This window comes from Actinomyces polynesiensis (assembly GCF_000820725.1).
Taxonomy (GTDB): domain Bacteria; phylum Actinomycetota; class Actinomycetes; order Actinomycetales; family Actinomycetaceae; genus Pauljensenia; species Pauljensenia polynesiensis.
This window is the reverse complement of record NZ_CCXH01000047.1, coordinates 1-11,279: the sequence shown is the minus strand read 5'-3', so window position 1 is coordinate 11,279 and position 11,279 is coordinate 1. Positions and strand designations below refer to the sequence as shown.

Below are 11,279 nucleotides of genomic sequence, written 5' to 3'. Positions count from 1 at the left end.
CCCGCGCCATGGTCGGCGGCGGGTGCCGGGCCCGTCCCCGCGGGATGGCCGTGGAGGGGTGTCGGGCCCGTCCCGGCGGCGGCGCCCTGCGCCCCGGGGACGCTGGCTGGAGGGACGGCCGACGAGCCCCCCTGGCACGTTCCGGTCGGATCCGTCGAGGTCATGGGTGGTCCCTTCGTCGTGTGTGTCCGTCGCCTCAGTCCGTCTCGAACGGTAGCAGGAGGGGTCGGAGGAAGTCGCCCAGGGCGTGGGCCCCGTCCTCGTCGAGGGGGGAGAGAATGCCCTTCTCGCACTCCAGGAGCGAGATCAGGGCACTGTCCACACGTTCCTTGCCGGAGGGGGTGAGGGTGACGAGGACGGCGCGCCGGTCGCCGGGTGCGGGGGATCGCGCGACGAGGCCGGCGCGCTCGAGCCTGTCAATGCGGTTGGTCATGGTTCCCGAGGAGACGAGGAGCTCGTTCATGAGGGCTCCCGGTGTCTGGGAGTAGGGGGCGCCCGCGCGGCGGAGCGAGGAGAGCACGTCGAACTCCCACGGTTCGAGGTGGTGGTGGGAGAAGGCGGAGCGGCGCTCGAGGTCGAGGCGACGCGCCAGGCGCGTCACCCGCGAGAGCACCAGCATCGGTGAGGTGTCGAGGTCGGGGCGCTCCACCTGCCAGGCCGCGACGATGCGGTCGACCTCGTCCTGTCCGGGCGATTCCATGACACCAAGATACTTGATGTCGAGAGAGTTGCTGTGGCGGCAGGGGCCCGGCATGTGGACAAAAGCCATGGTTATTTGTAGCTCCGTCAACGCTCGCCTATCGTCAGCGTCAAGACACAGTCAAGTGTCCTGTTTGCCGGACTGACCCTCCAGGAGTTGACCATGGCATCTCATCGACCGGCGCGGAGTCCCCGCGCGACCTTCCTCTCTTGCTGCGCCGTCGGTGCGGCAGCCGCCCTTGCCCTCTCCGCCTGCTCCAGTGGCTCGGACGCGAGTTCGGGTGAGTCCGGTGACTCGGGCTCGGCGGACGGCCTCGACCTCAAGATCGGTTCGATCCTCCCCCAGACCGGCTCCCTCGCCACTCTGGGCCCGCCGGAGATCGCCGGCGTCGACCTGGCCGTCAAGGACATCAACGACGCCGCTGCGGGGCTGAAGGTCTCGGTGACGCACGCCGACTCCGGTGACACGACGACCAACATCGCCACCCAGTCGGCCACGTCCCTCATCTCCGAGGGCGTGTCCGGCATCGTCGGGGCCGCATCCTCCGGCGTCTCGATGACGATCATCGACCAGATCACCTCCGCAGGGGTCGTGCAGATCTCCCCGGCGAACACCTCGCCGGACTTCACGGACTACGACGACAACGGGTTCTACTGGCGGACCGCTCCCTCCGACGTGCTCCAGGGCCAGATCCTCGGCAACAAGATCATCGAGGACGGCAAGAAGAACGTCGCGATCCTCTACATGAACGATCCCTACGGGATCGGGCTGTCCGAGAACCTGAAGAAGACCCTCGACGCGGCAGGTGTCACGGTGGCGGCGGACGTCACCTACGACCCGGCGGCCTCGAACTTCACCTCCGAGATCGGACAGGTGCTGGGGAAGGATCCTGACGCCCTCGTCGTGATCGGCTTCGAGGAGTCGAAGGTCATCTTCTCCAACATCGCGACCGCTGGCTACGACTTCCCGAACGTGTACGGCACCGACGGCAACTACGGGCTCATGCAGCCCGGGGACCAGCCCGACATCGCCGGCGCCCAGTTCACGGTGCCAGGCGTGAAGGCCCCGGAGGACTTCCAGTCCCAGCTGCAGGAACTCGTCAAGTCCCAGGGCTCGCCGGAGCTGACCACCTTCAGCTACGCCGCCGAGTCCTACGACGCCACGATCCTGTTGGCGCTCGCCGCCCTGCAGGGTGGGGCGACGGACGGGGCCACGATCCGCGACAACCTCCAGTCGGTCTCCGAGGACGGCACCAAGTGCACGACCTACGCCGACTGCGCGGACCTGATCGCGGCCGGGACGGACATCGACTACGATGGCCTGTCCGGCCCGATCACCTTCTCCGACAAGGGTGACGTCACGGAGGCGACCATCTCCATCTTCAAGTACTCCACCGGCAACGAGTCCGAGTGGGTGGACGGAGTCTCCGGCAAGCTCTCCTGAGCGGGCCCAGTCACTGAACCGGTGGGGGGCCGGGACGACCGATGGTCGTCCCGGCCCCTCACTCTGTGCGTGTGAGGGAGGACTCCGTGTGGGGGGCGGCCGTGACCCGCGCCGGGGATACGGCAATCGCCTGTGCGGTCCCACCCGGGTCCTCTCCGGGCTGTCCCGGGGCGGACGACGTCCAGGGTGGGGGTGTGAGGTCAACCGTGGATGTCGCGGGGTGCGGTGGAGGTTGACCTCAGGGGGCTGGGGGTGGCCATGGGACCCGGATGGGGGTGTGAGGTCAACCGTGGATGTCGCGGGGTGCGGTGGAGGTTGACCTCAGGGGGCCGGGGGTGGCCGGAACCCTCCCAGGACGGATCGTGCCCCGACCCGCGGTCGTGCGAAGCGGGTCGGGGCAGCCGGGGTGGTCATGGTGTGCTCGCGGTGGCCCGCGCGCCCTGCACCTCCTGCATGTCGCGGATCCGGTGCCAAGGCGCTGCTTGTCGGCGGCGGCTGAGAACTGGTCAGCTCCCGCGGTGGAAAGTGGTCGCCCATCACGACTGGAGAGTGATCACCGAGGACTGGGCGCTGATCCGGAGGCTGGTGTCGGAGGGCTGCCGAAGGCGCGCATCGCGGAGTGGTCGGGGTTCCGACGGCACGGGTTCCGGGCGCGCCGCCCCCCCGGGCCCCGACAGGCCCGAGAGGCGGCACAGATCCCGCATGCCTGCGGACGACTCAACCGGCCTGGTGGTCCTCGGCGAGGGTGCCCAGGTAGAGGTGGATGACCTTCGGGTCCTCCAGGAGGTCCCGGCCGGTTCCGACGTAGGCATCGCGACCCATGTCGAGCACGTAGGCGCGGTCGCAGATCTGCAGGCAACGCCGGGCGTTCTGCTCGACCATCATCACGGAGACACCCGCCGCGTTGATGCGGGCGACGTTGATGAAGGTCTCGTCCTGCCGGACGGGGGAGAGACCGGCGGAGGGCTCGTCGAGGAGCAGCACGTGCGGGTCCATCATCAGCGCGCGCGACATCGCGACCATCTGGCGTTCGCCACCCGAGAGGGACCCGGCCTTCTGGCCGAGGCGCTTCTTGAGCTCGGGGAAGAGGTCGATGACGAACTCCAGGCGCGAGTCCAGGAGCGCGGGCTTCTGGTAGCAGCCCATCTCGAGGTTCTCCGCGATCGTGAGCGTCTCGAACACGTTCTCGGTCTGGGGGACGAACCCGACCCCCTTGGTCACCAGCTTGTTCGCGCGCAGCCCGGTGATGTCCTCCCCGTTGAGCAGCACGGCGCCCGAGCGGATCGACACCAACCCGAAGATGGCCTTGAGCAGGGTGGACTTGCCGGCACCGTTCGGGCCGATGATGCCCACAAGTTCGCCGCGGTCGACGAAGGAGTTCGTGCCGTTGAGGATGTCGACCCCGGGGATGTAGCCCGCGACCAGGTCGATGGTCTCCAGGACGTGCTCACTCATGCTGGTTCCCTCCCGCCGGGTGGCTGGCCGCGTACTCCGCGCGGATGTCCTGCACGACCTCGTGGAGGTCGCGGTCCATGTTGGCGCCGAGGTAGGCGTCGACGACGACCTGGTCGCGCATCACCTCCGCGGGGACGCCCTCGGCGACGATGCGGCCCTCGGCCATCACCACCACCCAGTCGGCGATCGCCTGGACCATGTGCATGTCGTGCTCGACGAAGACGACGCTCATGCCCTCTTCCTTTAGTCGCACGATGTGTCCGAGCAGAGACTGGGTCAGCGCAGGGTTCACACCGGCCATGGGCTCGTCGAGCATGACGAGCTGGGGGGAGGACATCAGGGCGCGGGCCATCTCCAGGAGCTTGCGCTGTCCGCCCGACATGGACAGTGCCATGTCGTCGCGCTTCTCGTAGAGCTTGAACTCCCGGAGCAGGTGGAGGGCGCGTTCCTCGATCTCGCGTTCCTGCGGGCGCCACGACGGGGGCACGAGGGCGGACCAGAAGTGCTCCCCACGCTGGTCCCGAGCCCCCAGCTTCATCGAGTCCAGGACGGTGAGGCCACCGAAGGCCTTCGTGAGCTGGAAGGTGCGGACCTGGCCCATGCGGGAGATCTTCCAGGCGGGGACACCGGCGATGCCCTTCCCGTTGAACTCCCAGTACCCGCGGTCCGGCTTGTCGAAGCCCGTGAGGAGGTTGAAGAAGGTGGTCTTGCCGGCGCCGTTCGGGCCGATGAGGGCCGTGATGGCGTGACGGGGGACCTCGAGGTGCTCGACGTCCACCGCTGTCAGCCCGCCGAAGGTCTTGGTGACGGCATCGGCGACGACGATCGGGTCGACCTTGGCGCAGCCCGGCCCCGGGGCGTCCTTCCACAGGGGGTCGGGGAGGGGGTAGGCGGGGTCGGACGGCGGAGTGGGAGTCGTGACCGGCGACTCCGGAGCGGCGGCCTCGGGCGCCTCCAGACGTGTGGTGGGGGCTTCCACGACCTCGGGCTCCGGGGTCTCCCCGGAGGGCGGGACGGGTGCAGTGACGTCAGGCATTGAACTTGACCTCCGACTTCCTTCCGAAGATCCCCTGGGGCCGGAAGACCACCAGGAGCATGAGGGCGAGGCCGACCAGCATGTAGCGCACCTGGCCGGACTGGAGGGTGGTGATCGGCAGGACACCCGAACGGACCCCCAGGGAGACGAACCCGTCGGTCAGGGCCAGCAGGGACCAGAAGATCATCGATCCGATGATCGGTCCCATGACCGTGGCGGCACCGCCGAGGAGCAGGATCGCCCACAGGAAGAAGGTCGTCTGTGTGCCGTAGTTGTCGGGTTGGAGAGAGGTGGGCATGATCGCGAAGATCGTGCCGACGCCTGCGAGGACGCCACCGATGACCAGGACCTGCATCTTGTAGGAGAACACGTTCTTGCCCAGGGCGCGCACCGCGTCCTCGTTCTCACGGATGCCCTTGACCACGCGGCCCCAGGGGCTGTTCATGAGTCGCCAGATGAACACCGCCGCCACGGCCACCACGGCCCAGGCGACCAGTCGGACCCAGATGGCGTCCGCGTCGTAGCGGATCGTCCCCATGGTCCAGGAGAAGTCGTCGGGCAGCGGGTTGGCGGCGAAGAACGCCGCACCGGAGCGGTTGATGCCGGTCGACCCGCCTGTCCAGGGTTCCAGCTCCGGGGAGCGCACCACCAGTCGGACGATCTCGGCGGTGCCGATGGTGACGATCGAGAGGTAGTCCGCCCGGAGCCGCAACGTCGGGATGCCCAGGAGCAGGGCCAGGATCGTGGATCCCAGCACCGCCGCCAGCACACAGGCCCAGAAGGGCATGCCGAATGCGGAGGAGGCGATCGCGAAGGCATAGCCGCCCACCGCCATGAACCCCGCCTGCCCGAAGTTCAGCAGGCCCGTGTAACCGAAGTGGACGGCCAGTCCGAGCGTGGCCAGCGCATAGGCCGCGGTCTGCGGGGTGAAGAGTTCCCCCGCCGCCACGAGCAGGAAGTTCCAGTTTCCCATTTCCCAGGTCCTTCCCTCAACCGATCCGTTGCTTGCGGCCCAGGATGCCCTGGGGTCGCACGAGCAGGATGACGATCATGACGATCATGGCTGCGACGATCTTCATCGAGGTGGGGATGATGAAGGTCGACAATTCGATGAACCAGCTCAGCAGGAGTGCCCCCACGAGCGCCCCGTAGGCGGACCCGAGGCCCCCCAGGGTGACGGCTGCGAAGATCAGCAGGAGGATCTGGGCGCCGGACTGGAAGCTGAGGGTCTGGTAGAAGGCCACCAGGACGCCGGAGACCGCGGCCAGTGCCGCGCCCCCGACCCACACGACCCGGATGACGCGCTCGACGTGGATGCCGGTGGTGGCGGCGAGGAGCTTGTTGTCGGCCACCGCGCGGACCGACTTGCCCAGGCGGGTCCACCCGAGGATCCACACCACCACCGCCAGCAGGACGAGGCAGATCACGGACCCCCACACGTCCCAGTACCCCAGCGGTACGCCGAAGGGTGAGACCAGGGCGTCGAAGGACTGGGGCATGACCAGTCGGTTGGGCCCGAAGAAGAAGGCGAAGAGGTACCGGAGGAGCAGGGCCAGGCCGATGGAGACGATCATGATCTGGATGAGGCCGACGCGTCTCTTCCGCAGGGGGTGCCAGATCACGGCGTTCTGGGCCAGACCGAAGCCTGCACCGAAGACCAGGGCGAGCACGAGTGCGATCCACCCGTTGAGGCCCAGTGTGGTCATCGCGAAGTAGGCGACGAACCCACCGAAGGTCACGAGCTCGCCGTGGGCGAAGTTGTTGAGGCCCGTGGTGCCGTAGATCAGGGAGACGCCGATGGCCGCCAGCGCGAGGATGAGGCCGAAGACCGTCCCGCGGACCATCTTGACGGCGAACTGGTGACCGAAGGACCCGGTGGACCCCGCCGTGGAGTCCGCGGAGTCCGTCGTGCCGCCGCCCGTGGTGGTCCCCGTGGTGTCGGTCCCGCCTGTGGTGGTCCCGGCAGTCGTAGCCGGTCCGCTGGGGGAGGCGGAGGAGGCCGAGGGCGAGGCGGTCGTCTCCTCACCGAGCCTGAGGGCGGCGAAGGAGGTGCCGGAGGAGACCTTGGAGTAGGTGATGGGCTCCTCCGGGGCGGGCACGCCCTCGGGCAGGGTGGCGGGGTCGACGGTGATCTCGAAGTCGCCCGTACCCGTGACCGTGACCTCGGCGACCCCCGAGTCGTCAGTGGTGGCGCTCGCGTCCGTGCCGTCCCCGGTGACGAGGACCGTCACACCGACGACCGGTTGGTCGTCGTGGGTGACGGTCACCTTGATCAGGTTGTCGGCGGCCTGTGCCGGGACGCAGAGCACCAGCGTGGCCAGTGCCACGCCGAGCGCCGCGAGGAAGCGGCGCAGGCGGGGCGTGTGTCGGACGGTTGGTTCCATGGACGACCTCCCGGTGTGAGGTGACGATCCTCGTGCGGTCCGTGTCCAGGTCCGGTAACCGTCGAGCGTGTATTCGGCGGCAGTCATGGACACACCAAGAATGCGTCAAGTTCACCAGTGACAGTATCGGCTCGCCGCGGGGGAGTGGGTCATGACCGGATGGTGGACATCGTCGGCGGGCGGCAGGGTCCTGTGTCCCGTGGGAGGGCGGGGGCGACCCCGGGCGGGCGGCGGGGCGCCCCGGGCGGGCGGCGGGTCGGCACGGAGCCGGGCGGACGGCGTGGTCGTGGAGATCGCGCCCCCCTCCGCCGGTGGTGCCGACAATGGGGGCATGTCCTCCCTCCCCTCGACCGCTGCGGACGGTGACGCCCGGACGCCGGGCGGCGCGGGGGCGCCGGTCACGACCGGTCACGGTCGGGTCGCCGACGGGTCAGGGAACGTCGCCCACGGATCCGATCGGGACAGGCACGCCTCCGGACCCGACACCCGTGCCCCCGGGCAGGGCGTTCCCGCGCCCACCACGGGAGACGGAATGCCCTCCACGCCGGTGCCCACCCCGGGACGTCTGCGGGAGGTCCGCGCCGGGGCCGCCCTCGCACTGCCGGCAGCGGTGGCCATCGCCTGCACGGGCGCCACCTTCGGTGTCCTCGTGGTCCAGTCCGGCCTGCCCTGGTGGTGGGCACCGCTGTGCCAGGCGGTGGTCTTCGCGGGATCACTCGAGTTCGTCCTCGTGGGGCTGGCCGTCACGGCAGCACCCCTCGCGACCGTGGCACTGACCGCCCTGCTCGTGAACTCGCGCCACGTCTTCTACGCCCTCTCCTTCCCCCTCGAGCGGGTGCACGGCAGGCTCGCCCGGACCTACTCGATCCACACCCTCACGGACGAGGCCTATGCCCTGACCTCCACCCCGGACGCGCGCTCGTGGAGCACCTCGCGGATCCTCACGGTCCAGGCTGCCCTGCACGTCTCCTGGGTCGGGGGCGGTCTGGTCGGGGTCTGGCTGGGTGGGTTGCTCCCACCGGAGGTGCCCGGGCTCGACTTCGCCTTCACCGCGCTCTTCGTCGTGCTGGGCCTGGACGCGTTCCGCGCGACCGGCTCCGTGCCCCTGCCCCTCCTCGCCGTCGCCTGCGCGACGGGGGCGGCGGTCTGGGCGCCCGGGGAGATGCTCCCCGTGGCGATGCTCGCCTACCTCGCGGTCCTCCTCCTGCTCCGGGTGGCTGCCGCGCGAGGGGAGCGGTACCGGCACGGGGACACACCTGACACCGGGGCCACGCCCAGCACCGGGGCCACGCCCAGCACCCTCGGGAGGGGCGACACGGATGCCCTCTGACTCCCACCTCGTCGCCGTGGTGCTCGTCGCGGCGCTCGTGACATTCCTCCTGCGGGCCGTGCCCTTCGCGCTCCTGTCACGCCTGCGTGAGTCCCGGCTCCTCCCCTGGCTCGGGGTCCGCATGCCGGTGGGGATCATGGTGATCCTGGCGGTCTACACGGTGCACGACGTCCAGTGGACCGATGTCGGACGGGTGGTCCCCCTGGCCTGCGGTCTCGTGGTGACCGTCGGGCTCCACCTGTGGCGTCACAACCCGGTGCTCAGCATCGTCTCCGGGACGCTCGTGTGCATCGCTGCCTCAGCGCTCCTCGGCTGAGGACGCGGGTTCCACCTTCCGGTAGGTCCTCGCGAAGTGGTCGGCCGGCACCGGCCAGGAGTTGCCACGCGGGTCCGTGACCAGCCAGTCGCCCGCCCGGGCGGTCTGGTCCCCCTCCAGGCTGGTGACGGTCCCGGTCTCCGCGATCCGACCGGCGTGTACCGTCCCCGCCCGCCGGTAGACCCCGGGCTCCCCGGTGGGCACGTGGAGCTCCGCGAACTCCGCGGCCTTGACCACGCGTTCGCGTCCGGACCCGTCCGTGACGACCCAGTCCCCGGGGTCCGCCACGAAGTGGTCCCCGGAGGGGACGCTCCACTCGAGTGTTTCCTCCAGCCGGCGTGCGGTGACCGTCCCGGCCCTCTCGTAGCGTCCCTGGGGTTCGATGCCCCACATCCTCAGGCGCTCGATCGTGCTGCGGACCATCTCGACGTTGAAGTCCCTGAGTGCCCGGAGGTCCTCGTCTGTCCCGCCCTCGCCCACGGTGCCCCCGCCGACGCCGCTCACGCCGGTCGTGCCGCTGCCGACGCCGACGGTCCCGGCGTGCGCGCCCGACGCCGACCCGGAGCGCGGCCCTGCCCCGGAGCGCGGTCGGGCGGGAAGCGGGGCGCCCGTGTCCCAGTCGACGAGGTTGGGGTTGCGGCAGGAGCGTTCCTGCCCGAGGAGCACCTCGAGGCGCTCGTCCGGGTCCAGGCCCTCGGGCGGGGGCGGGGTGTGGGTCCACCCCTGGCCCGTGCGCAGTGCGCACCACCGCTCGTGCTCGCTGCGGGCGATCTCCTCCAGGTCGTGGTCGTCCGGGCCCTCCAGGCGCACCGAGTCCACCGAGACGGGCAGCCAGTCGAACCCGTGCTCCACCACTCCACTGAGGACCCTGCGCAGCTGCCGGAGGTTGTCCTCGCGGTAGAACCCCGGCAGTCGGGTCCCTGCCGGGTCATCGGGTCCGCCCCACGGTCGGCGCGCCATGCGGCCGTCCTGGCGTCCTGCCACGTAGACCTCGTGGCCCTGGCGCGCCAGGAGCGTCCAGGAGTCCTCCGGGACCGAGTGCCCCTCCAGGAGGGTCGGGCCGTAGCGGACGAGGTGTCGTCCCGGCCACCCTCCCTGGTCGTCGGCCTCCATGCCCACGGTCGTCGCACCGGGGGTGAGGACGTAGGTGGAGGGGTGGAGCCTGCTGATGCGGATCGAGCGGGCCTCCCCGGCGGCGGAGTAGGGGCCCGTCAGCACGACCGCGGTGAGCGCCTCACCCACGCTGGTACGTGCGACCACGACCTCGAGGTCCTCCGGGTCCGCGTCGACGACGGGACCCGCCCCGACCTCGACCTCGGGCGGGCAGTGCCTCCGCCACTCCTCGACCACCAGGGCGCCGCGCGGCCCCGTGACCGTCACCCTCCCCGCCGGGGAGGAGGGGTCCGCGCCGTGGGGTGCCCGGCCCGAGCGCACGGCCTCGGCGACGTCGCGTTCGTGGCGGAAGCAGCGCTGCAGGACGATCTCGTTGAGCACCTCGACGCTGAGGGCGCTGTCCCCGTCGATGACCACCCGCGGACAGCCCGCAGCCGTGATGCGTTCGACGATCTGCCTGGCCAGCAGGCCGTCCGAGCTCAGCGCATCGATGAAGCACCCCCGGGAGTCCACCCTGGCGACCCTCCAGTCGTGGGCCTCACGCGGGTCCTCGAAACGCGCGATGAGGCGCGGCACGACGGCCCTGGACCCGTCCGGGGCCGACTCCGGGAGATCCGCGAGGATCCGTCCGGCGGCCTCGACGATGGCGATGTTGTCGGCCTGGCTCCCCGTCACCGCGAAGAGGCGCCTCACCGAGGCGCGGCTGCCCCGGCCCCAGGTGAGGACCCGCCGCAGCATGCGCGGGGAGAGGGGGTCCCCGATGACCACCCGCACCCCCATGCGTCGCACCTCCCCCACGGCGGCGTCATCGGGGTTCGGGTGGACGAGGACGACCCCGGCGTGCCGGTGGTCGGGGCGGCCGGAGCCGGGGTGTCCACTCCACTCCCCTGTCCGGCCCCGGCGACGCTCCCGGACGAGGACGCGCATGAGTGCCAACGAGGCGGCGTCCAGGCCGACGACCACGTCGACGTCCCGCGCACGCCGCACCCACCACCGGTCCACCTGGTTGGTGAGGACGAAGAGGACGGTCGCGAGGACCGCGAGGACCGAGGTGGCGACACCGAGCATCCTGGCCACCTGGAGCCCGAGGGGCAGGGGGCCGGGACAGGCACCGTCGGCACCGAAGGAGGCCTCCCCGATCTCACCACCGAACAGGCGCAGCGTGCCGGCCACGAGAGCGGCCACGGACTCCTCACCCAGGCAGGGGCTGTAGGAGGTGACCCCGAGGATCACCGTGACCAGGGCGGCTGCGGCTGCCCAGTGGGCGGGGTGGAGGCGCTCGTCGGCGCGTGTGGCCAACCTCGACCAGAAGACGAGGACGAGCAGGACGACCAGCAGGACGACGAGGAGGTTGTTGTTGGGGGTCGGCAGGAACGCGGCCGGGAGGGACGCGGGCAGCCACCCCCTGGGTTGCGGCACGAGGGACGCCGCGGGACGCAGGACGGCGAACACCGCCAGGGTGGCGACGAGCGCCGCCGCGAGCACCGCGGGCACCTGCCACA

9 protein-coding genes are annotated in these 11,279 nt (G+C 70.5%); 3 read left to right on the top strand and 6 right to left on the bottom strand.

All coding sequences use genetic code 11. The features are described from left to right. Nucleotides 1-196: 196 nt before the first annotated feature. Nucleotides 197-700, bottom strand: a complete 504-nt coding sequence (locus TA90_RS01725) for a MarR family winged helix-turn-helix transcriptional regulator (RefSeq protein ID WP_043534297.1) — start codon at nt 698-700, stop codon at nt 197-199. Nucleotides 701-862: 162 nt separating this feature from the next. Between TA90_RS01725 and TA90_RS01720 the strand changes: the two genes are divergently transcribed. Continuing rightward, nucleotides 863-2,143 (top strand): ABC transporter substrate-binding protein, encoded by a 1,281-nt coding sequence (locus TA90_RS01720; RefSeq protein ID WP_043534296.1) that lies wholly within the window; start codon nt 863-865, stop codon nt 2,141-2,143. Between the two features lie 717 nt (nt 2,144-2,860). On the opposite strand, the gene TA90_RS01715 is transcribed toward TA90_RS01720, so the two are convergent. Genes TA90_RS01715 through TA90_RS01700 form a run of 4 tightly spaced genes read right to left on the bottom strand, consistent with a single transcriptional unit; the run spans nt 2,861 to nt 7,018 of the window. Further along, nucleotides 2,861-3,598 (bottom strand): ABC transporter ATP-binding protein, encoded by a 738-nt coding sequence (locus TA90_RS01715; RefSeq protein WP_043534295.1) that lies wholly within the window; start codon nt 3,596-3,598, stop codon nt 2,861-2,863. Beyond that, nucleotides 3,591-4,634, bottom strand: a complete 1,044-nt coding sequence (locus TA90_RS01710; protein ID WP_082031232.1) for an ABC transporter ATP-binding protein — start codon at nt 4,632-4,634, stop codon at nt 3,591-3,593. The genes TA90_RS01715 and TA90_RS01710 overlap by 8 nt, the downstream gene beginning before the upstream one ends. After that, nucleotides 4,627-5,607, bottom strand: a complete 981-nt coding sequence (locus TA90_RS01705) for a branched-chain amino acid ABC transporter permease (RefSeq protein ID WP_043534294.1) — start codon at nt 5,605-5,607, stop codon at nt 4,627-4,629. Before TA90_RS01705 ends, TA90_RS01710 begins: the two co-directional genes overlap by 8 nt. A 16-nt stretch (nt 5,608-5,623) precedes the next feature. Continuing rightward, nucleotides 5,624-7,018, bottom strand: coding sequence for a branched-chain amino acid ABC transporter permease (locus TA90_RS01700; RefSeq protein ID WP_052450368.1), 1,395 nt, complete (start codon nt 7,016-7,018; stop codon nt 5,624-5,626). 331 nt (nt 7,019-7,349) lie between these two features. Between TA90_RS01700 and TA90_RS13590 the strand changes: the two genes are divergently transcribed. Continuing rightward, a complete protein-coding gene (locus TA90_RS13590; protein WP_222704587.1) occupies nt 7,350-8,348 on the top strand; it encodes an AzlC family ABC transporter permease in 999 nt (332 codons plus the stop codon). After that, nucleotides 8,338-8,664, top strand: a complete 327-nt coding sequence (locus TA90_RS01690) for a branched-chain amino acid transporter permease (protein ID WP_043534293.1) — start codon at nt 8,338-8,340, stop codon at nt 8,662-8,664. Before TA90_RS13590 ends, TA90_RS01690 begins: the two co-directional genes overlap by 11 nt. Here TA90_RS01690 and TA90_RS14785 read toward each other — a convergent pair. Beyond that, nucleotides 8,647-11,279, bottom strand: a 2,633-nt coding sequence (locus TA90_RS14785) for a hypothetical protein (RefSeq protein ID WP_043534292.1), incomplete at its 5' end; no start/stop codon positions are given. The genes TA90_RS01690 and TA90_RS14785 overlap by 18 nt on opposite strands.